This window comes from Microbulbifer rhizosphaerae (assembly GCF_014191725.1).
GTDB lineage: Bacteria > Pseudomonadota > Gammaproteobacteria > Pseudomonadales > Cellvibrionaceae > Microbulbifer > Microbulbifer rhizosphaerae.
Genome location: NZ_JACHWZ010000008.1, coordinates 159754 through 182004, shown reverse-complemented (window position 1 = coordinate 182004; position 22251 = coordinate 159754). Strand labels below are relative to the sequence as shown.

The following is a 22251-nucleotide window of genomic DNA, read 5'->3' as shown; positions in this document are numbered from 1 at the left end:
CTTCCGTCTTACTTAGTAAGTAGAGAGAGAACATGAAGTACTGGATTATTTTGCTCATCGGCTGGTTGCCTTCCGCGTTTGCGGTAGAGCTTGTTCAGAATACGGCATCCCGGGATTACCAGAGCCTGAATGGCGAGTGGGATGTGATTATCGATGCGTTTGATGTCGGAGATAAAAGAAAGTTCTTCACAAACACTATCCCGAGAAGTCCTTCACAATTGGTTGAATATAATTTTTCCAGCAGTATGAAGCTACAGGTTCCGGGAGACTGGAATACTCAGGGTAAAGAATTATTCAGATATGAGGGGTCTGTCTGGTATCACCGGAAATTTACTGTAGATAAGCGTAAGAACAAGAATTACGTACTTTACTTCGGGGCAGTTAACTATATTGCCAAAGTATATCTCAACGGCGAGTTCCTTGGTGAGCATGAAGGCGGATTTACCCCATTCCAGTTTGATGTCAATGACAATTTGAAAGGCGGCGACAACTCCCTGGTGGTAAAAGTTAACAATCGCAGGGAGTCGGATTATATTCCAACCATGAGTACTGACTGGTGGAACTATGGCGGTATCACACGTTCCGTCAAGCTGCTTGAGCTGGAGAATGGTTATATTTCTGACTACTCCGTAGTTTATGGGCCGGGTTCAGATCCTGCCATCAAGGCGTACTTCAAAGCGACTGGTGACTATAGCAAAAAATCCAAAGTGCAATTTCGGGTTCCTGAGCTGGATATCAACGCCACCGTTGCATTGGATAAAGACGGTAAGGCAGAAGTAATCATTCCGGCTGATCCGAAACTGTGGACGCCGGAAGACCCCAAACTCTATGGGATCGAGATTGCATTCAAAGGTAGGGAGGTTGTCGATCGCATTGGTTTCCGTACCGTTGATATCGACGGTATAGAAATTCTCTTGAATGGTGAGCCTGTATTCCTACGTGGCATTTCCATCCACGAGGAGAGCCCCAAAGGCGCCGGCCGAGCCTGGAGTGAAGAAGATGCGCGAACCCTGCTGAGCTGGGCCAAGGAGCTCGGCTGTAACTACGTGCGCCTGGCCCACTATCCGCACAATGAAGCCATGCTTCGTATCGCCGATGAAATGGGGCTATTAGTGTGGGCGGAAATTCCGGTTTACTGGGATATCCAGTTTGGTAGTGAAGAGGTTTATAAAAAGGCGGAAACCCAGTACACGGAAATGCTGACTCGGGACAAGAACCGCGCCGCTATTATTCTGTGGTCCATTGCCAACGAAACCCCGAAAGACGAAGTCCGCACTGAATTCCTGGGAAAGCTGGTGGATAAGGTGCACAGCTTGGACCCGACCCGTCTGGTGACCGCTGCAATCAATACCCAGAGTACCACGGAATACGGTCGCCGTATTGATGATCCCTTCGCAGAAAAGGTGGATGTGATTGGCATCAATACCTATTGCGGATGGTATGAAGATACTCCGGAGGAATGCGCCAACTACCGCTGGGTATCCGATTACAACAAACCCGTTATCGTGAGCGAGTTTGGTGCGGGTGCCCTGCAGGGATTCCACGGTGACGAACATCAGGTTTTCACTGAAGAAAATCAGGCACTTGTCTACCGCTACAATCTGGAGATGCTGGATAACATGAAGGATCTTCGCGGCGTGTCGCCATGGATTCTGAAGGACTTCCTTTCGCCCCGACGGCCGCTGGCGAACATCCAGGACTACTGGAATCGTAAAGGCCTGCTTTCCGAAAATGGTGTAAAAAAGAAAGCTTGGTATGTTATGAAAGATTGGTATGAGGAGAAGGCCAAACAGCCGGCTTCAGACTCGGAGAGTCTTTTTCGCGCAGGGAACTGATATCTCCACCGAATGGCACTAAGTTAAGCAATAACCGTGATGCGAAGGGCCTGATGCCGGGAGCTTTTTGCGGGACAATGATTCAGGACCATCCCTGGTCCTCGCCCTCCGGGCGCCTTCGGCGTCCAAAGCGGCTCCTGCCGTTTTTCTGCGAGAGGAACCTCGCGGACAAGCCATCCAGGGATGGATTAAGCGGGGCGCCCATCCCGTGTTCCGCAAAAGCCCCCGTAACAGGGCCAGCCAGGCCCTTAGCGCCAATTTATACCTCCACCGACCGCCAATCTCGCCGGGTAATAACGATATTTATAGAAAAGAGGATGTCGAATGTCAGGCGTAGATGAGTTCGAGGCGGTTCCGGTAAGGCCGAAGCAACTGGCGCCCGCGCGGCGGTTTGCCGCAAGCTATGCCGGTGAGCATGTGGCGGGAACCGAGTTTGTCATTGGTGCCATGTTTGTCGCCTGGGGCGTAAGCGCCGGCGATGTTCTGTGGGGACTGCTGTGGGGGAATTTATTGGCGGTGCTCACCTGGGGGCTGATCTGTGCGCCCATCGCCACCCAGACCCGCCTTACCCTGTACGCTTACCTGAGCCGGATTGGCGGGCCGGGCATTCTCAAGCTCTATAGCGTGGTCAACGGTGCGCTATTTTGCGTGCTCGCTGGCGCCATGATTACGGTTTCCGCCTCGGCGGTGCGGATATTGTTCGATATCCCACCGCAGGTTCACTGGTACCCATCGAGTCCCGGGTTCGTGTTGATTGCACTGGCGGTGGGCGCCGTGGTGACGTTCGTTGCCATTAAGGGTTTCCGGCAGGTGGCCCGCTTTGCCGAAGTCTGCGCGCCCTGGATGATACTGATGTTTGCGGCAGGGGCCCTGGCCCTGCTGCCAGTGTTGTATAGCAGCACGCCGGGTGCGGCGGAGGCAGGCGCGTTTGAGGGCTTTATCCGTGTCGCCGATGCGCATATCTGGCGCGTTGGCGGCAGTGGGCTCACCGTTTGGCATGTGGCCGCCTTCGCCTGGATCTGCAATCTCGCCATGCACGGCGGCCTGTCCGATATGACCCTGTTGCGTTTCGCACGCAAGTCCAGTTACGGCTACTTTTCGGTTCTGGGTATGTTCATTGGTCACTACCTGGCCTGGGTTTTCGCCGGCATTATGGGGGCGGGCGCGGCCCTGCTGCTGCAGGCTCCGATCACCCGGATCGATGCCGGGGAGGTGGCTTACCGGGCACTGGGCGCGGCTGGCATCGTGGCCGTGATCATTGCCGGCTGGACCACGTCCAACCCCACCATTTACCGGGCCGGACTGGCTTTTCAATCCCTCAACCCGCGCTGGAATCGCACCTTGGTGACCGCCATTACAGGTGTTGTAACCACCCTGGTCGCCTGTTTCCCGTTTGTGTTCAGCAAGTTGATGGATTTTGTTGGCGTTATGGGACTGGTTCTGGCGCCTGTGGGCGCGGTGATCGTGGCCGAGCACTGGATGTTTCCGAAACTGGGGCTGACCCGCTATTGGGTCAGGTACAGCCAGCTGCCCCTCAACCGGCCCGCAGTCATCGCGTGGGGTGGTGCGCTGTTGGCGGCCTGGATATTGGAGCGCCTGGGTCTTCACCTGTTTTTCCTGTTATTGCCTACCTGGCTGGTGGCCACGGTTTTGTATCTGGCATTGGCTGCGCTGATGGGTGCGCGTCGCGACTATGCCGGGCAGGCTGCGCGCTTCGAACAGGCTGAAACAGATCGGCGTGAGCGGGAACTGCGCTATCTTCAGCAACTGGAGGCGCGGGGGCCCGAGCCGGGCAGTAAGGGAGCTGCACACCTGAAGTTGCAGCTGGCGCGCGGCATCGCGTTGCTGTCGTTGGGGACTTGTGCGGTCATGGCGTTGCTGGTCTTTGTCGGCAGCTCACTGGAGGTTTTCCGGGATTGGCTGATCCTGCCTTCCGTCATTTATTTTATGGCGGCAACGATCTGGGCGGGGGAGAGGGAAAAACTCGACTCAGCGGCCGAGCAGGATGAGCCGGCCAGCGAGGCTGCTGACCGGCAAGGCGTGCATACTTGACGCTCTGGATCGGGGACGTGGCCGACTCATGTCGGCCGGCTGGTTACATGCCGAAATTTTCCTTCAGCTTCTTCTCCACCAACACCTTCTTCAAGCGGGCATACTGCGGCACGCCATTCTTATACGGCGGGTAGTCCTCGCCCTGGATCAGTGGCAGCAGGTAGTCGAGCGCGGCCTGGGTGACGCCGAAGCCGTCCTCGCTGATATAGTCCCGAGGCATCATCTTTTCCCTATTGGCCACTTCGATCAGCGGGGCCTCGCCTACGGACCAGCTGTATTCCGGGCCGGAATCCCGCACGATGATGGGCATCACGCCGCTCTTACCGGCCACGGCCATTTCCACCGCGGCCCGGCCCACGGCATAGGCCTGGGCCACGTCGGTGGCGGAGGCGATATGGCGCGCGGAACGCTGCAGGTAGTCCGCCAGCGCCCAGTGGTATTTGAGGCCCAGTTCCTGCTTGATCATATTGACCAGGGTCGGCGCCACGCCGCCAAGCTGCTTGTGGCCGAAGGCGTCGGTGGTGCCGGAGTCGGCGAGGAAAGTGCCGTCGGCGTACTGGGTGCCCTCGGAGGCAACGACGACGCAGTGGCCTTTCTCCTCCACGGTCTGTTGTACCTTGGCCAGGAACTTCTCTTTGTCGAAGGCCACTTCCGGGAACAGGATGATATGGGGGGCATCGCCCTGCTGGTCCTGGGCCAGGGCGCTGGCGGCGGCGATCCAGCCGGCGTGGCGGCCCATTACTTCGAAGACGAAGACCTTGGTGGAAGTGGCGCACATAGAGGCTACGTCCAGCGATGCCTCCCTGGTAGAGACCGCTATGTACTTGGCCACCGAGCCGAAGCCGGGGCAGTTGTCGGTCAGCGGCAGGTCGTTGTCCACGGTTTTGGGAATATGGATGGCCTGGATGGGATAGCCCATCTTCTCCGATAACTGGGAGACCTTCAGGCAGGTGTCTGCGGAGTCACCACCGCCATTGTATAAAAAATAGCCGATATCGTGAGCCTTGAACACCTCGATCAGGCGTTCGTATTCCGCCCGGTTTTCTTCCAGGCTCTTCAGCTTGTAGCGGCAGGAGCCGAAGGCACCGGAGGGAGTGTGGCGCAAGGCGGTGATGTTGTCCGCACTCTCCTGGCTCACGTCGATCAGCTCTTCGCGCAGTGCGCCCACAATGCCGTTCAGCCCCGCGTACACGTTGCCGATCCGGTCGTGGTGTTCGCGTACGGCCTCAATCACACCGCAGGCGGAGGCATTGATCACGGCCGTGACGCCGCCGGATTGGGCATAAAAAGCGTTCTTCTTCGACATATCTATCCTATGGCGGGCTAGTGGTTCAAGCGGTAAGTTCGATACCAGGTCTCTTCTCCACAGGCCCTGTGCTACGTTGAAAAAAGCTTGAATTAGCCCTGCTAATCCTGCGCATTTTCGTCTTACCCTGGAATCTGTGGCAGTGAGCATTGTCACCGAATTTACCGCCTGAACTACCTAGAGGCTGGCAAATTCGGCGCGCAGTCTAATGGAATGACGTTGCAATTGCACCGAAAACGCGGGATTTGGCAATTACTGCGCTTAAGTGCCATGGTAAGCTTGCGCCGCAATCAGTAGGAGTAGGCATAACTGGCATGCACATCCATATTCTAGGCATCTGCGGCACTTTTATGGGCAGCCTGGCACAGTTGGCGGTGGCCGAGGGGCACCGGGTCACCGGCAGTGACGCCAATGTCTATCCGCCCATGAGTACCCAGTTGCAGCATGCCGGAATCCAGCTCACCGAGGGCTACGATCCGGCTCAACTGGAGCCGGCACCGGACCTGGTGATCATCGGCAACGCCCTGTCCCGCGGCAATCCGGCTGTGGAGGCGGTGTTGGAGCGGGGCCTGTCTTATACCTCCGGCGCGCAGTGGCTTTGTGATCACTTTCTCGGCGGCCGCTGGGTACTGGCGGTTTCCGGCACCCACGGCAAGACGACTACCGCGAGCATGCTGGCCTGGATACTGGAGCATGCGGATATGCATCCCGGTTTCCTGATCGGCGGCGTGCCGAACAACTTCGGCGTATCCGCGCGCCTGGGGGATACTCCCTTCTTCGTGGTGGAGGCGGACGAGTACGACACCGCTTTTTTCGACAAGCGCTCCAAGTTCGTGCACTACCGGCCGCGCACCCTGATCATCAATAACCTGGAATTCGACCACGCAGACATCTTCCGCGACCTGGCGGACATCCAGCACCAGTTCCACCACCTGGTGCGCACCGTGCCGGGCAACGGCCTGATCGTGGCCGCCGCCGACAGGCCGGTGGAGGAGGTGCTGGAACAGGGCTGCTGGAGCGAACTTCAGCGGGTTTCTGCCGAGGGCGGGGAGGGCGTCCACCTGGCCGATTGGTGCGCGGTGGATATCGCCCCGGATGGTGGCAGCTTTGCGGTGAACTTCCGTGGCGCCGAGGTGGCGCGGGTGGAGTGGCAGCAGACCGGGCTCCACAATGTACGCAACGGACTCTCCGCCATGGCTGCCGCGCGCCACGTGGGTGTCCCCCCCAGCTTGGCTGGGCAGGCGCTGGGGTTGTTCGAGGGTGTCAAGCGCCGCATGGAGTGCTTGGGAGAGGTTGGGGGAATCCGCGTCTACGACGATTTCGCTCACCATCCCACCGCCATCGAATCCACCCTCAACGGCCTGCGCGCGAAGGTGGGAGACGAAAAGATCATCGCCCTGATCGAGCCGCGTTCCAATACCATGCGCATGGGGTGTCACCGTCAACAGCTGGCCCACGCCTGCGCCGGCGCCGACCTGGTGCTCTGGTACGAACCGGAGGGGATGGACTGGTCCCTGGGTGAAGTGGTTCACCATTCCACCGTGCCGGCGAAGATTTTCGGCAATATCGAGGCTGGGGTAGAATCCGCGGTTAATCTGGCCGCCCCCGGCAGCCATATTGTGGTGATGAGCAACGGCGGTTTTGGCGGCATTCACCAGCGCTTACTGGGAGCTCTGGAACAGAAGTACGGCCGGAACGCCTAGCCCCCTATATGAACCAGGAAGCCTATCGGTGACATCCCCTTTTGCCAAAACAGTCACCCTGGCCATAACCGGCGCCTCCGGCGCCCAGTACGGCCTGCGTCTGCTGCAATGCCTGCTGGCCGCCGACTGCCGGGTCTGGCTGTTGCTCTCCGATGCTGCCAAAGTGGTGATCGACACCGAGACCGACTGCCGATTGCCTCAGCAGGGGGACGAGGAACTGGAGGAATTCTTCCACCGCCGCTTCGACGCCCGGGAGGGCCAGTTGCAGCTGTTCGGCAAGCGGGACTGGTTTTCCCCGGTAGCCTCCGGGTCCGGCAGCGCCGCCAGTATGGTGATCTGCCCGGCCAGCGGCGGCACCCTGTCGGCGATCGCCTGCGGGGCCTCCAACAACCTGGTCGAGCGCGCCGCGGATGTGGCGTTGAAAGAGCGCCGGCAGCTGATCCTGGTGCCGAGGGAGGCGCCTTACTCGGAAATCCACCTGGAAAATATGCTCAAGCTCACGCGCATGGGCGCGGTGATACTGCCGGCCAGCCCCGGCTTCTATCAAAAGCCGAAGTCGGTGGAGGACTTGGTGGACTTCGTGGTCGCACGGCTGTTGGACCAACTGGGTATCGAACAGAAACTGCTGCCCAAATGGGGGGAAGATTGATGGCTACGGTAACGATTCATTACTGCGTGCAGTGCAACTGGATGCTGCGGGCCAGTTGGATGGCCCAGGAACTGCTCTACACTTTTGCCGACGACCTGGAGCAGGTGGCGCTCAAGCCGGGTAGTGGCGGTGTGTTTGAAATTTTCGTCGACGACCAGTTGATCTGGGAGCGCAAGCGAGACGGGGGGTTTCCCGGCCCCAAGGAACTGAAAAAACGCGTGCGCGACCTGCTGTTTCCGGAACGCGACCTGGGTCATATCGATCGTTGAAGCGGATTGCTCCGAAGTGCAAAGGTCGCATTGTAGGAGCGGCGACCGCCAGGGATGGCGGGGTGCCGCCCAGCGGAAATGCAGATTTTGCAGGAGCAAAAATTTGCCCTTGGCCGCGATCTGACTTCGCAGAATAAATCGGACATCGATCGCGGCCATGGGCCGCTCCTACAGGGAGATGGTCAGCACTAAATAGAGCGCGGCGACGTGCCGATCAAAACCCGAAGAATTTTTGAATAATTTTTGTTTTATAAAAGCGAAATCCTATGTTGTCAGCTTTAAAGACCTGCTACGAAAAACTGGTAATTGAGCATCCGAAAACCGTGCTGGTGATCGTCGCGCTGCTCACTCTGGTCGCGGCCGCGGGGTTGCCGCGCTTCAAGCTGGACGCCTCCGCCGATTCCCTTACCCTGGAAACCGACGACTCCCTGGATTACTTCCGCGAGATCGCCGAGCGCTATTCCTCCGGCGACTTCCTGGTGGTCACCTACCGCTACAAAAACGGCGACCTGTTCGACGACGATTCCCTGGCCACCCTGCGTCGCCTGCGCGATGAACTGGCGCAAGTGGAAGGCATAACCAGTGTACAGACCATTCTAGATGTTCCGTTGCTGTACAGCCCCAAACCGGCGATCACCGATATCGCCGACGGCATCCGCACCCTCTCCACCCCAGGTACGGACAGAAAGCTGGCGCGCCAGGAATTTCTCTCCAGCCCCATCTACCGCGAACTGATCCTGAGCCCGGACGGCCAGACCACCGCGCTGCTGCTCAACCTGGAACTGGACCGCCGCGGCCTGGAACTGGTGCGCGAGCGTGACGCCCTGCGCCGCAAACGCAATAGTGATGAAGGGCTGAGCGGAGAAGAAGTCGCGCGTCTGGAAGAAGTAAGTGTCACTTACCTGCAGCATCGCACCCAGGGGGAGCAGCGCTCCCGCGAGCGGGTGGAAGAGGTTCGCGAAATCCTCACAGGTTACAAGGACAACGCCGAGCTGTTCCTCGGCGGCGTATCGATGATTACCGCCGATATGGTCTCCTTTATCAAGAGCGACCTGGTGGTGTTCGGCAGCGGTATCCTGCTGTTTATTATCGTCACCCTGCTGGTTATTTTCCGGCAGGCGCGCTGGGTTTTGTTGCCCCTGACTACCTGCGTGGTCACCGCGGTGACGATGCTGGGTCTGCTCAGTTGGTTGGACTGGCGCCTCACGGTCATCTCCGCCAACTTCGTCGCCCTGCTGCTGATCATCACCCTGGCCATCACCATTCACCTGGCGGTGCGCTACCGCGAGTTCGCCGCGCAGAACCCCGACTGGGAGCGCCGGCGGCTGGTGATGGAGACGGTCCAGTTTATGGCCAAGCCCTGCCTGTACACCGCGCTGACCACCATGGTGGCCTTCATGTCGTTGGTGGTGAGCGGCATCCGCCCGGTGATCGACTTTGGCTGGATGATGACCATCGGCGTGACCCTGGCGCTGGTGCTGTCGTTCGCAATTATTCCCGCGGCACTGATGCTGTTGCGCAAGCGTACCGACGGCGTCGGGGAAGACAACTCCGGAGTTTTTACCCTGATTTTTTCCCGCTTCGCCGAGCGGCGCCGCGGCATTGTACTCGGTGTCTCGCTACTGGCGGCAGTGGTCAGCGTCGTGGGTATCTCCATGTTGAAGGTGGAAAACCGCTTTATCGACTACTTCGACAAATCCACGGAAATCTACCAGGGCATGCAGGTGATCGATCAGCGCCTGGGGGGTACCGTGACCCTGGATATCATTCTGGATAAACCGGAGGAAGAGGTTCCGGCATTCGAGGGTGAGGAGGATCCCTTCGCCATGGATACGGCGGACGACGGCTTTGCCGAGGAAGACCCGTTTGCCGCCGAGGATCCGTTCGGCGGGGAAGGGGAAACAGTGGAAAACAGCTACTGGTTTACCGTCGCCGGGCTGGCGAAAATCGAGCAACTGCACGATTTCCTGGAGCAACAACCGGAAATCGGCAAGGTGCAGTCCCTGGCCACCCTGTATAAGGTGGCGCGGGATTTAAACAACGGCCCTCTCAACGATTTCGAACTGGCAGTGGCGCGCACCAGCCTGCCGGAAGACATCAACGATGTGCTGGTGGCCCCCTATCTGTCCGTCGAACACAGCCAGGCGCGAATCACCCTGCGCGCCATGGAAACCGATCCCAACCTGCGCCGCGAGGAACTGATCCAGCGGATCTATGACTACGCGGAAAACGATATGGGCATAACGCCGGAATATATACACCAGACCGGCCTGCTGGTGCTCTACAACAATATGCTGCAGAGCCTGTTCAAGTCGCAGATACTCACCCTGGGCGCGGTGTTCGTGGGCATCCTGCTGATGTTCCTGGTGCTGTTCCGCTCCCTGTCCCTGGCAATTATCGCTTTGGTGCCGAACATGCTCGCCGCTTGCGTGGTGCTCGGCGGCATGGGCTTGGCCGGTGTTCCGCTGGACATGATGACCATCACCATCGCCGCGATCACCGTGGGCATCGGTGTGGATCACGCGATCCACTACCTCTACCGCTTCCGCGCCGAGTTCGAAAAGGACGGCGACTACCTGGCCACCATGCACCGCAGCCACGCCACCATAGGCCGCGCCATGTTCTACACCGCGATCACCATTATCGCCGGCTTCTCCATCCTGGCCCTGTCCAAGTTCGTGCCGTCCATCTACTTCGGCCTGCTCACTGCACTGGCCATGTCCGCGGCGCTGCTGGGATCGCTGACTCTGTTGCCGCTGCTGTTGCTACTGTTCAAGCCGCTGGGGGTTTCAGAAGATAAAGAGGAGAAGTCAGAGGACAGCGTTGCCTGCAACGCATGACTGGAAAGGGCTGCCTTGTGAGGCAGCCCTTTTTGTAGGAGTTACTGTCGGCTTTTTTACTCGCTGCGGTCGGTAACCTCGATCAGATGGTAGCCAAACTGGGTCTTCACCGGCCCCAGCACCTTGTTCAAGTCACCGGAAAATACCACCTTGTCAAATTCAGGCACCATCTGCCCCTGGCTGAATTCCCCCAGCTCTCCGCCGGAGCGGCCGGAGGGGCATTTGGAGTGTTCCTGGGCGATGATGCCGAAGTCGGCGCCCTCTTCGATCTGTTTTTTCAGCTTGAGGCACTCTTCTTCGTTTTCCACCAGGATGTGGCGGGCTGTGGCCTTTGGCATGGGTTTTCTCCATAAAATGGGCCGATGGTACCGGCCGGGAATTGTTGTTTACGGAGAGCAGCTTAGCGCGGCTGTCACTGGCCCGCCAGAGCGGCAAAGGTATTGCACTTGGTTACATCGCCGCTGTTGAAGCCCTGCTTGAACCAGTAGACCCGCTGCTTGGCGCTGCCGTGGGTGAAGGCGTCGGGGGATACCGCGTGCCCGGTGCGTTTCTGCAGGCGGTCGTCGCCCACTGCCGAGGCAGCGGCCAGCCCCTCTTCCAGGTCGCCCGGCTCCAGCATCTGACGGTCGCGGTTGGCGTAGTAGGCCCAGACGCCGGCGAAGCAGTCCGCCTGCAATTCCAGCATTACCGACAGCCGATTCGCAGTGGCCTTGTCCGACTGTGTGCGCGCCTGCTGTACCTTCTGGGTGGTACCCAACAGGTTCTGCACATGGTGGCCCACTTCGTGGGCAATGACATAGCCGAAGGCGAAATCCCCCGGCGCACCCAACTGTTTCAGGTCGTTGAGAAAATTCAGGTCCAGGTAGACCTTTCTGTCGTCGGGGCAGTAGAAAGGGCCCACTGCGGCGGTATTGAGACCACAGGCGGAGCGCACGGTGTCGTGGTAGAGCACCAGCTTCGGCGGCTGGTACTGGATGCCGGCAGTCTCGAACAGTTGGTTCCAGGTGTCCTCGGTGTCTGCCAGTACCACGGAAACGAAATCGGCGACCTCGTTGCCGTGTGTGCCCGGCTGGCCGGGCTGTTCGGTACTCAGGGGTGGGGGTTGGCCGCCGCCGGGCAAGTGGTCCAAGCCGTCGCTGAAATAGTAGATAGCGACGATAACGCCGAGGATCAGCCAGCCCTTTTTACTGCGCAGCAGCAGGGGGGCCAGGGCCAAAAGATTTCCCAACCTGCCGCCGGTTCCCCCGCGGCGGTCTTCGATATTTTCGCTTCTGCGGCCCTGGCGCCAGCGCATGGGCGACTCCAAAAGGGATTTCTCCGAAAAGTTTAGACCAGCTGGCATACAATTCTTTTCTATAAGAAGTCGCCCCCCCGCGCGAATGGTAACTTGGGGTTCGGACGACTGGATCGGGAGTACCACTTTTGCCACAGATTCCCCTTTTTCCTCTCGGTATGGCGCTGTTTCCCAGTGTCACTCTGCCTCTGCGCATTTTCGAGCAGCGCTACCTGCGCCTGGTGGCCGAGACCCTGAAGACAGACAGCGGCTTTGGCGTGGCACTGATTCGCAATGGCCGGGAGGTTGGGCGCGCTTCGGTGTGGCCCGTTGGGCTCACTGTGCAGATCGTCGACTGGAGCCAGGGGGAAGAGGGACTGTTGCATATCCAGGTGCGCGGTGGGCGGCGCTTCCGGATACTGGAAACCCACCGCGCGGAGGATGGCCTGTTGATCGGCGACGAGGTGGAGTGGCTGCCGGACGAGCCGGCCAGGCCGGTGCCCGCGAACTGCGACGGCCTGCTCGAAGTATTGCGGGAGTTGAAGCAACACGCGGCCATGCTGTCCCTGCAGTTTGCCCCGGTGGACAGCGCCGATGCCCTGTCCTGGCAACTGGCGCAACTGCTACCGCTGGAGGATCGGAGCGCGTGTGGAACTTCTGGCCACCTCGGATCCCCTGGAGCGCCTGGCCAGTATCGCCGCCAGCCTGGATCGCTGGAGTTGCGAATAAGCCCCTGTGGCCCGGTGAATCCGCGGTCCGGTGGGGTATACTGCGCGACCGACCCACAGCGCGGCACAAGGATGTGCCGCCGCTGACCGAAGGCCAGCGCGAGTCCGGGAAATACCAGCAGATCCACGCATCTGCGCCAGTATTTCACGGACGACCGGTTAAATAGGTAAGGATGACCTATTTAACCGATAGGTTAAAAAGCACGGAGAGTTGGAGTGAACAGTAGCGCCGCGAATACCAGTGAACAGCAATCCACCCAAGCCAGACTGGAAGAGATGGGCCGCGCAGCCCGCGAGGCATCGAGGCGGATGGCGCGGGCGGATACCGCCACCAAGAACCGCGCACTTCATGCCATTGCCGAACAACTGGACGTCCGCCGCGATCAGATCGCCGAGGCCAACGACCGGGACATGAAGGCGGGGCGCGACAATGGCCTGGACGCGGCGCTGCTGGACCGGCTCGAACTCACCGGCGAGCGTATCGACGGGATGATCGAAGGCCTGCACCAGATCGCCGAGCTGCCGGACCCGGTGGGCGAGATCGACGACCTCAAATACCGCCCCAGCGGCATCCAGGTCGGCAAGATGCGCGTGCCCCTGGGGGTGGTGGGGATCATCTATGAATCCCGCCCCAATGTGACTATCGACGCCGCCAGCTTGTGCCTGAAATCCGGCAACGCCACCATTTTGCGCGGCGGCAGCGAGGCGCTGCACTCCAACGGCGCCATCGCCGTCTGCATCGCCGCCGGCCTGGCAGAGGCCGGACTGCCGGAGACCGCGGTACAGGTGGTGGACACCACCGACCGCGCCGCGGTGAGCGCACTGATCAGCATGCCGGAATACGTGGACGTGATCGTGCCCCGCGGCGGCCCCAGCCTGATCGAGCGGGTCAGCCGCGACGCGCGGGTGCCGGTGATCAAGCACCTGCACGGCGTCTGCCACGTATATATCGACGACCGCGCAGACCTGCAGAAAGCCTTCGATATCGCGCTGAATGCCAAGACCCACCGCTACGGCGTGTGCAACGCCATGGAGAGCCTGCTGGTGGCGGAGGGCGTGGCCGCGGATATACTGCCGAAGCTGGCGCAGGCCTACCGCGAGAAGGGTGTGGAGCTGCGCGGCTGCGAGCGGACGCGCAAGATCCTCGAGGATTGCAACCCCGCCGCTGAAGCGGACTGGAGCGAGGAATACCTGGCGCCGGTGCTGTCTATCCGTATCGTTGAGGATTTGGATGCGGCCATGGATCATATCGCCCGCTACGGCTCCGGCCACACCGAATCCATCGTCACCGGGGACTACAGCCGCGCGCGACGCTTCCTCGCCGAGGTGGACTCCAGCTCGGTAATGGTCAACGCCTCCACCCGCTTTGCGGACGGCTTCGAGTACGGCCTGGGGGCGGAGATCGGCATCAGCACCGACAAGATCCACGCCCGCGGCCCGGTGGGGCTGGAGGGGCTGACCTCGCAGAAGTGGATAGTGCTTGGTGAGGGCCATATCCGCCAATGAACCATAACTACCCACCCGTAGGAAATCCGCATTGATTCAGGGAAACCACCCTGTAGGAGCGGCGGGGATGAGTAGTTATTGATAATTGGTAATTGTTCATTGAAGAAGCTACACACCATCGCCCTGTTCGGCGGCACCTTCGACCCGGTGCACTTCGGCCACCTGCGTATGGCCCTGGAGCTTCGCGAGGCGTTGGGGGTCGACGAGATGCGTATTCTACCCAGCCGCCAGCCGCGCCACCGGGAGAGCCCGGGGGTATCGGCGGAACACCGCCGGCAAATGCTGGCACTTGCGCTGGCGGGCGGTGGGGAACTGCAACTGGACGAACGCGAACTCCTGCGCCCCGGCCCCACCTACACGGTGGACACGCTGGAGGAGCTGCGCGGGGAACTGGGAGAGGAAGTATCCATCAGCTTCTGCATGGGGCTGGATTCGCTGCTCACCTTGCCCAACTGGCACCGCTGGGAGCGCCTGCTGGAGCTGGCCCACCTGGTGGTGGTCGCCCGTCCGGGCTGGCGGCTGCCCGGGGAAGGAGAGGTGGCGGAACTGCTGGAGAGGCAGGGTGGCGGGGTAGGGCAACTGCACCGGGAGCCCTGCGGGCGCCTGGTGGTGCGGGAGCAGACACTGCTGCCGATATCCGCCACCGATATCCGCCAACTGATCGCCGCTGGCCGGTCGCCGCGCTACCTGCTGCCGGATGCGGTATTGGAATATATTGAAAACAATCAACTCTATCGAACGGCCACTGAAAGCGGCCCCTAGTCAAGGTTTCAAGCAAAGGTGTTATGACGAATATCAAAGATATCGCCCTGGGGGCACTGGAAGATCTCAAGGGCAAGGACATCGTCGCCCTGGACGTCTCGGAAATGAGCGATGTGATGGACACCCTGGTGATCTGCACCGGTACCTCCAACCGCCAAGTGAAGTCCCTGGCGGACAATGTGGTGGAGGAGGGCAAGAAAGCCGGAGTCCGTCCCATCGGCGTCGAGGGCAAGGAGCAGGGCGAGTGGGTGCTGGTGGACTACGGGGACCTGGTGGTGCACGTGATGCTGGCGGATGTGCGCAGCTTCTACGACCTGGAGAAGCTCTGGTCACTTACGCCCACCGGGAGGCAGTAAATGCGCAGCGCTTATCCACCCTGCGTATAGAGATTGATGAAAATCCGTATTCTCGCCGCTGGCGGCAAGATGCCGGGCTGGGTGCAGGAAGGCTATGCCGAGTATGCCAAGCGGTTGCCCCGGGAAATAGTTCTGGAAATGGTGGAAATCCCCCTGGGCCAGCGCGGCCAGAAAAGCTCGCCGGCGCTGGTGGAAAAGGCCCGCCAGAAAGAGGGCGAGGCGATGCTGGCGGCGCTGGCGCCACGCGACCATGTAGTCGCGCTGGACGTGAAGGGCAAGCCTTGGAGCACGGAGCAGCTGTCCCGGCAACTGGCGGACTGGCAGATGCTGGGCGAAAACGTCAGCCTGCTAGTTGGGGGGCCTGACGGCCTGGCGCCCGATTGCCTGGCGCGCGCCCGACAGCGCTGGTCCCTATCGCCGCTCACCTTGCCCCACCCATTGGTACGGGTGGTGCTGGCGGAACAGCTGTACCGCGCCTGGACACTGCTCGCGGGACACCCGTATCACAAATAATGCGGAATGTGAAATGTGGAATGTGGCAAATCTGTAGGATTGTCGATTTGCACCAGATGAAGGGGTGAGGTACAGGTATGTGCATTCACGAATGCCCCATGGTTTCGTTGTTTATTCCGCATTCCGCATTCCGCATTCCGCATTAACCCATGCACAATCTGCACTTCAAAGACCACCTCACCGAGCAGCGGCTGTTTCACAACCGCATGCTGGTGGCGCTCGTGGGGGTGGCGATGTTGCTGGGGGTGCTGGTGGCGCGCCTCTACAATCTGCAGGTGGTCAACTATGACGACTACCGCACCCAGTCCGACGAGAACCGCATCCAGGTGCGCCCCGTGGCGCCCACCCGCGGCCTGATCTACGACCGCAACGGCGCCCTGCTGGCGGACAACCGCCCCAGTTATACCCTGGCCATCGTCCACGAGCGGGTCCGCAACATGGACGCCACCCTGGAGCTGCTCGGCCAGTTGGTGCGCCTGGAAGACAGCGACGTACAGAAATTCCGCAAACGCCTGCAACGACGGCGGCCGTTCGAGCCAATACCGCTGCGCTTCCGCCTCAGCGAGGACGAGATCGCGCGCATCAGCGTCAACGAGTTCCGCCTGCCCGGCGTGTCCGTGGAAGCGGAACTGGTGCGCTACTACCCCCTCACCGACCTCTTCGCCCACAGCGTGGGCTACGTGGGCCGCATCAGCGAGCGCGACCTGGCCCAGTTCAGTGAAGAGGACGTGCGCCGCTACAGCGGTACCCAGAGCATCGGCAAGGTGGGATTGGAGCGCTCCTACGAAGATCTGCTGCTGGGCGAGGTGGGTTACGAGAACGTGGAGACCAACGCCCGCGGGCGGGTGCTGCGGGTACTGGAGCGCCACGACCCCAGGCCGGGCGCGGAGCTGACCCTGCACCTGGACGCCCGCCTGCAGAAGGTGGCCACCGAAGCCCTGGGGGATAACCGCGGCGCGGTGGTGGCCATCGACGTGAACACCGGCGGCGTGCTGGCGTTCGTCAGCAAGCCGTCCTTCGACCCCAACCTGTTCGTCACCGGCATCAGCTTCAACGACTATCGCGCGCTCAGCGACTCTCTCGACGTGCCGCTGTTCAACCGCGCCCTGCAGGGGCAGTACCCCCCGGGCTCCACCCTTAAGCCGATGATGGGGCTGGGTGGCCTGGAAGCGGGTGTGATCACTGCCGGTACCACCATCAAGGATCCAGGTTTCTTCAAGCTACCCAATGACACGCGGCTCTATCGCGAACAATGGAAGCGCTGGGGCCACGGCGACAAGGTGGACCTGATCCAGGCGCTGGCGGAGAGTTGCGACATCTACTTCTGGAGTATGGCGAGTCGCTGGAATATCGACGACATGCACCGCATCGCCACTCGCTTCGGCCTCGGCGCCAGGACCGGTATCGATCTGCCGGTTGAGCGCCCGGGGCTGTTCCCCTCGCGGGACTGGAAGCGCGGTGCCCGCGGCCTGCCCTGGTTTCCCGGGGACAGCCTGAACGCGGTGCTCGGGCAGGGCTTCGATCTGGCCACGCCGCTACAGCTGGCGGTGATGACCGCCACTATGGCCAACCGCGGCATCCACTACCGGCCTCAGGTGGTGATGGCGGTGGACGGCGTGGAGCAGCCGCCGGAAGTGCTGCACCACGTGGAGGCCAGGCCGGAGCACTGGAGCCTGGTGTTCGAGGGGATGGAATCCGTGGTCAACAGCCCCAAGGGTACCGGCAAGAAGGCTGGTGCAGGGTTGGATTTTCGCGTCGCCGGCAAGTCCGGCACCGCCCAGGTGGTGGGCATCGCCCAAGGCGAGCGCTACGACTCCGAGGCATTGAAAGAGCGCCACCGGGACCACGCCCTGTTTGTGGCCTTCGCGCCGGTGGATGATCCGCAGATCGCGGTGGCGGTGCTGGTGGAGAACGGCGAGGGCGGAGGCAAGGTAGCCGCGCCGGTGGCCCGGGAGCTGTTCTTCGACTGGATGTCGCGCCCGATGGAAAACACCGTGCGCGCCGCCGAAGCAGACGACGAGGAGGTAAGCCGAGGTTAGTCGCGATTACACCGGCTTTTTGATCGCCTCGCGGGGGCGGAGGGATATGCCTCGTGAATGTGGAATGACCCACGGTTTCACTGTTTATTCCGATTCCGCATTCATCATTCCGCATTAAACCTGTACACTCTGTAATCAATTTACGCGCCAAACTTCCAGTCACCCCATGCATGATCTGCACTTCAAAGACCACCTCACCGAGCAGCGGCTGTTTCACAACCGCATGCTGGTGGCGCTCGTGGGGGTGGCGATGTTGCTGGGGGTGCTGGTGGCGCGCCTCTACAATCTGCAGGTGGTCAACTATGACGACTACCGCACCCAGTCCGACGAGAACCGCATCCAGGTGCGCCCCGTGGCGCCCACCCGCGGCCTGATCTACGACCGCAACGGCGCCCTGCTGGCGGACAACCGCCCCAGTTATACCCTGGCCATCGTCCACGAGCGGGTCCGCAACATGGACGCCACCCTGGAGCTGCTCGGCCAGTTGGTGCGCCTGGAAGACAGCGACGTACAGAAATTCCGCAAACGCCTGCAACGACGGCGGCCGTTCGAGCCAATACCGCTGCGCTTCCGCCTCAGCGAGGACGAGATCGCGCGCATCAGCGTCAACGAGTTCCGCCTGCCCGGCGTGTCCGTGGAAGCGGAACTGGTGCGCTACTACCCCCTCACCGACCTCTTCGCCCACAGCGTGGGCTACGTGGGCCGCATCAGCGAGCGCGACCTGGCCCAGTTCAGTGAAGAGGACGTGCGCCGCTACAGCGGTACCCAGAGCATCGGCAAGGTGGGATTGGAGCGCTCCTACGAAGATCTGCTGCTGGGCGAGGTGGGTTACGAGAACGTGGAGACCAACGCCCGCGGGCGGGTGCTGCGGGTACTGGAGCGCCACGACCCCAGGCCGGGCGCGGAGCTGACCCTGCACCTGGACGCCCGCCTGCAGAAGGTGGCCACCGAAGCCCTGGGGGATAACCGCGGCGCGGTGGTGGCCATCGACGTGAACACCGGCGGCGTGCTGGCGTTCGTCAGCAAGCCGTCCTTCGACCCCAACCTGTTCGTCACCGGCATCAGCTTCAACGACTATCGCGCGCTCAGCGACTCTCTCGACGTGCCGCTGTTCAACCGCGCCCTGCAGGGGCAGTACCCCCCGGGTTCCACTCTCAAGCCGATGATGGGCCTGGGGGGCCTGGCCGACGGGGTGATCACCGCCGAAACCACCATCAAGGATCCGGGGTTCTACCGGCTGCCCAACGATACCCGGCGCTATCGGGACTGGAAACGCTGGGGCCACGGTGACAAGGTGGACCTGATCCAGGCGCTGACGGAGAGCTGCGACGTCTACTTCTACGATATGGCCCACAAGTGGAACATCGACCGCATGCACGATATCGCCAACCGCTTCGGCCTGGGGGCGAAAACCGGCATTGACCTGCCGGTGGAACGCCCCGGCCTGTTCCCCTCACGGGCGTGGAAGCGCGGTGCCCGCGGCCTGCCCTGGTTTCCCGGGGACAGCCTGAACGCGGTGCTGGGGCAGGGCTTCGTGCTGGCCACGCCGCTGCAACTGGCGGTGATGACTGCCACCATGGCCAACCGCGGCACCCACTACAAACCCCAGGTGGTGATGGCGGTGGACGGTGTGGAGCAGCCACCGGAAATTCTGCACCACGTGGAGGCCAGACCGGAGCACTGGAAACTGGTGTTCGAGGGGATGGAATCCGTGGTCAACAGTATCCACGGCACCGGCAAGAAAGCCGGTGCCGGGCTGGATTTCAGAGTCGCCGGCAAGTCCGGCACCGCCCAGGTGGTCGGTATCGCCCAGGGTGAGCGCTACGACTCCGAGGCATTGAAAGAGCGCCACAGGGACCACGCACTGTTTGTGGCCTTCGCGCCGGTGGATGATCCGCAGATCGCGGTAGCGGTGCTGGTAGAGAACGGCGAGGGCGGCGGCGCGGTGGCCGCACCGGTGGCTCGGGAGCTTTTCTTCGACTGGATGTCGCGCCCGATGGAAAATACCGTGCGCGCCGCCGAAGCAGACGACGAGGGAGTGAGCCGTGGCTAGTCGCGATTACATGCACCGGCTGCCGGATTCTCACGGCGGTCTCTCCCGCCCGGCGAGCCTGTCGCGCCGCTGGCATATCGATATCCCCCTGCTGCTGCTACTGATGCTGCTCTCCGGCGTGGGTCTGACAGTGCTGTACAGCGCCGCCGGCGGCGAGGTGCACTATGTGCGCCGGCAGGCGGTGTTCCTGGCGTTGGCTTTCGTGGCGATGCTGGTCGCCGCCCAGGTGCCGCTGGATATGTACCGGCGCTGGTCGCCCTGGCTCTATGTGGGCGGCTGCGGCCTGCTGGTGGCGGTGCTGTTTATAGGGGTGGGGGCCAAGGGCGCGCAGCGCTGGCTGGAAATCGGTGGATTTCGTTTCCAGCCCTCCGAGGCGTTGAAGCTGGCGGTCCCCTTGTCTGTGGCCGCCTTCCTGCACAGCCGACCTGTGCCGCCGTCTTTCCTCACCGTGTTGGGGGCAATGGCTATTGTCGCGGTACCGGCGGCGCTGATCGTTCGCCAGCCGGACCTGGGGACAGCTATTTTGATCGCCGCCTCCGGCCTGTTCGCCCTCTATCTGGCGGGGCTCAGCTGGAAGATGATCGGCGGTGCGCTGGTGGCGTTGGTTGCGGCCGCCTGGCCCATCTGGGAGTGGGGGCTGCGGGATTACCAGCGCCAGCGTATCCTCACCCTGTTCAATCCCGATGCCGATCGCCTGGGCGCCGGCTGGAATATTTTCCAATCCAAGGCGGCCATCGGCTCCGGAGGGCTGTACGGCAAGGGTTACATGCAGGGCACCCAGTCGCAGTTGGACTTTTTGCCGGAGAGCCACACGGATTTTATCATCGCAGTGCTGGGGGAGGAGTGGGGGCTGCGCGGTGCGCTGCTACTGTTGGCGCTGTACCTGCTGATCGTTGCCCGGGGCATCTATATTAGCTTTGTGGCCCAGGATGTCTTCGGCCGTCTCTTGGCGGGGAGTATAACCCTCACTTTCTTTGTCTATGTATTTGTGAATATCGGCATGGTCACCGGCTTGCTGCCGGTGGTCGGCGTGCCCCTGCCCCTGGTGAGCCACGGCGGCACCTCGGTGGTCACCCTGATGGCGGGCTTTGGTATCCTGATGGCCATTGGCACAGAGAGGCGCAGGGTGTCATTTTAGAGTGATAAAAATCCGGAAGTTGTAGAGAAGCATTATGAGAACAGGAGCGGTTGTTTTGAAGTGGACCACAGGACTACTGGCCGGAATGGGGTTGATACTTGCGGCCTGCGCCCAGGAACCCGGTCACGGCGATAACCCCAGCGCCAGGGAATTCGTGGACTACATGGTGGCCGAGCACGAGTTCGATCGCGAGGAACTCATCGAACTGATGCGCGAAGCCCGGTTGAAAGAGTCCATTCTCAAGGCCATCAAGCGCCCGGCGGAAAAGGCCAAGCCCTGGTACGAATACCGCGAACTGTTCGTCACCCCCCAGAGCATCGCCGGTGGGGTGGATTTCTGGGACAGGAACGCCAAGACGCTGGAAGAAGCCGAGAAGAAATACGGCGTGCCAGCGGAGATGATCGTCGCCATTATCGGCATCGAAACCCGCTACGGCGGCAACATGGGCAGCTACCGAGTGCTGGACGCCCTGGCCACCCTGGCCTTCAACTATCCCCGCCGCGCCCCCTTCTTCACCAAGGAGCTGGAAAACTACCTGCTGCTCACCCGTGAACAGGGGGTGGACCCCACTGCGCTCGTGGGTTCCTATGCCGGTGCCATGGGTTTCGGCCAGTTTATGCCATCCAGCTATCGCGCCTTCGCGGTGGACTTCAACGGTGACGGCCGGGTGGATATCTGGACAGACACCACTGATGCCATCGGCAGTGTGGCCAACTATTTTGCCGAGCACGGATGGAAGCCCGGGGAGCCGGTCACTGTATTGAGCCAGCCGCGTCCCAACGCCGACATGACCCTCGTGAACGATTCCCTGGACCTGAACTGGACCGTGGGCCAGCTGGCGGAAAAGGGCTTTCCCACCACCGCCCAGGTGGAGGCGGACACGGCCGCCAATGTCTTCTCCCTGCAGTTGAAGAAAGGCAAGCAGTACTGGATCGGCCTGAACAACTTCTATGTGATCACCCGCTACAACCGCAGCCGCCTCTACGCCATGGCGGCTTACGAACTGGGCCGGGAGATCGTCAAGGCGCGCGGCGGCAAGCCGTAAGATATTCCTGGAGCGCCGAGCTGCGGGCCGCAGGCCCGCTCGGAAAAACTGTGGCGTGGGTCATGTCGAATTCACCGCTGCCCGTTTAAACTGAACCTTTTTCTGCTCCGATAATCCATAGAACCTGATTTTAAAAACCATTCCTGATAACGATGGCTTGGGGACGCGGAGTTTTTGTACCGCG

General features: G+C 61.2%; 18 protein-coding genes. 15 read left to right on the top strand and 3 right to left on the bottom strand.

Going from position 1 to position 22251, the window contains the following annotated elements; translation table 11 throughout:
* Positions 1 to 32: 32 nt before the first annotated feature.
* Positions 33 to 1835 (top strand): glycoside hydrolase family 2 protein, encoded by a 1803-nt coding sequence (locus tag FHS09_RS10200; RefSeq protein WP_183459454.1) that lies wholly within the window; start codon positions 33 to 35, stop codon positions 1833 to 1835.
* 324 nt (positions 1836 to 2159) lie between these two features.
* Complete coding sequence (locus tag FHS09_RS10195) at positions 2160 to 3887, top strand: purine-cytosine permease family protein (RefSeq protein ID WP_183459452.1); 1728 nt, start codon at positions 2160 to 2162, stop codon at positions 3885 to 3887.
* A gap of 43 nt (positions 3888 to 3930) precedes the next feature.
* On the opposite strand, the gene FHS09_RS10190 is transcribed toward FHS09_RS10195, so the two are convergent.
* Positions 3931 to 5193, bottom strand: coding sequence for a 6-phosphofructokinase (locus FHS09_RS10190; protein WP_183459450.1), 1263 nt, complete (start codon positions 5191 to 5193; stop codon positions 3931 to 3933).
* Positions 5194 to 5507: 314 nt separating this feature from the next.
* On the opposite strand from FHS09_RS10190, the gene mpl reads away from it, so the two are divergent.
* From mpl to FHS09_RS10170, 4 genes are all read left to right on the top strand, one after another.
* Positions 5508 to 6896 (top strand): UDP-N-acetylmuramate:L-alanyl-gamma-D-glutamyl-meso-diaminopimelate ligase, encoded by a 1389-nt coding sequence (gene mpl, locus FHS09_RS10185; RefSeq protein ID WP_183459448.1) that lies wholly within the window; start codon positions 5508 to 5510, stop codon positions 6894 to 6896.
* Between the two features lie 28 nt (positions 6897 to 6924).
* Positions 6925 to 7545: a UbiX family flavin prenyltransferase gene (locus FHS09_RS10180; protein WP_183459446.1), complete on the top strand. Its 621-nt coding sequence runs from the start codon at positions 6925 to 6927 to the stop codon at positions 7543 to 7545.
* Complete coding sequence (locus FHS09_RS10175; RefSeq protein ID WP_183459444.1) at positions 7545 to 7814, top strand: Rdx family protein; 270 nt, start codon at positions 7545 to 7547, stop codon at positions 7812 to 7814. Before FHS09_RS10180 ends, FHS09_RS10175 begins: the two co-directional genes overlap by 1 nt.
* 266 nt (positions 7815 to 8080) lie before the next feature.
* Positions 8081 to 10654: an efflux RND transporter permease subunit gene (locus FHS09_RS10170; RefSeq protein WP_183459442.1), complete on the top strand. Its 2574-nt coding sequence runs from the start codon at positions 8081 to 8083 to the stop codon at positions 10652 to 10654.
* Positions 10655 to 10710: 56 nt separating this feature from the next.
* Here the strand turns inward: FHS09_RS10170 and FHS09_RS10165 are convergent, their stop codons facing one another.
* Entirely contained in the window at positions 10711 to 10992 is a 282-nt protein-coding gene (locus FHS09_RS10165; protein WP_183459440.1) for a peptidylprolyl isomerase, read from the bottom strand.
* Positions 10993 to 11066: 74 nt separating this feature from the next.
* Positions 11067 to 11948, bottom strand: coding sequence for a KPN_02809 family neutral zinc metallopeptidase (gene ypfJ / locus FHS09_RS10160; protein ID WP_183459438.1), 882 nt, complete (start codon positions 11946 to 11948; stop codon positions 11067 to 11069).
* A 128-nt stretch (positions 11949 to 12076) separates the two neighbouring features.
* Between ypfJ and FHS09_RS10155 the strand changes: the two genes are divergently transcribed.
* The 9 genes from FHS09_RS10155 (at position 12077) to mltB (ending at position 22067) form a co-directional block, all read left to right on the top strand.
* Positions 12077 to 12742, top strand: a complete 666-nt coding sequence (locus tag FHS09_RS10155) for an LON peptidase substrate-binding domain-containing protein (RefSeq protein ID WP_246394811.1) — start codon at positions 12077 to 12079, stop codon at positions 12740 to 12742.
* Between the two features lie 129 nt (positions 12743 to 12871).
* Entirely contained in the window at positions 12872 to 14161 is a 1290-nt protein-coding gene (locus tag FHS09_RS10150; protein ID WP_183459436.1) for a glutamate-5-semialdehyde dehydrogenase, read from the top strand.
* Positions 14162 to 14260: 99 nt separating this feature from the next.
* Positions 14261 to 14923: a nicotinate-nucleotide adenylyltransferase gene (nadD, locus tag FHS09_RS10145; RefSeq protein ID WP_183459434.1), complete on the top strand. Its 663-nt coding sequence runs from the start codon at positions 14261 to 14263 to the stop codon at positions 14921 to 14923.
* A 23-nt stretch (positions 14924 to 14946) separates the two neighbouring features.
* Positions 14947 to 15279 (top strand): ribosome silencing factor, encoded by a 333-nt coding sequence (gene rsfS, locus FHS09_RS10140; RefSeq protein ID WP_183459432.1) that lies wholly within the window; start codon positions 14947 to 14949, stop codon positions 15277 to 15279.
* Positions 15280 to 15315: 36 nt separating this feature from the next.
* A complete protein-coding gene (gene rlmH / locus FHS09_RS10135; RefSeq protein ID WP_183459430.1) occupies positions 15316 to 15792 on the top strand; it encodes a 23S rRNA (pseudouridine(1915)-N(3))-methyltransferase RlmH in 477 nt (158 codons plus the stop codon).
* 149 nt (positions 15793 to 15941) lie between these two features.
* Positions 15942 to 17831: a penicillin-binding protein 2 gene (gene mrdA / locus FHS09_RS10130; protein WP_183459428.1), complete on the top strand. Its 1890-nt coding sequence runs from the start codon at positions 15942 to 15944 to the stop codon at positions 17829 to 17831.
* A 166-nt stretch (positions 17832 to 17997) separates the two neighbouring features.
* Positions 17998 to 19884 (top strand): penicillin-binding protein 2, encoded by a 1887-nt coding sequence (gene mrdA / locus FHS09_RS10125; protein WP_183459426.1) that lies wholly within the window; start codon positions 17998 to 18000, stop codon positions 19882 to 19884.
* Positions 19877 to 21022: a rod shape-determining protein RodA gene (rodA, locus tag FHS09_RS10120; protein WP_343057461.1), complete on the top strand. Its 1146-nt coding sequence runs from the start codon at positions 19877 to 19879 to the stop codon at positions 21020 to 21022. Before mrdA (FHS09_RS10125) ends, rodA begins: the two co-directional genes overlap by 8 nt.
* 55 nt (positions 21023 to 21077) lie before the next feature.
* Positions 21078 to 22067 (top strand): lytic murein transglycosylase B, encoded by a 990-nt coding sequence (gene mltB, locus FHS09_RS10115; RefSeq protein ID WP_246394802.1) that lies wholly within the window; start codon positions 21078 to 21080, stop codon positions 22065 to 22067.
* The last annotated feature ends 184 nt before the right edge of the window (positions 22068 to 22251 follow it).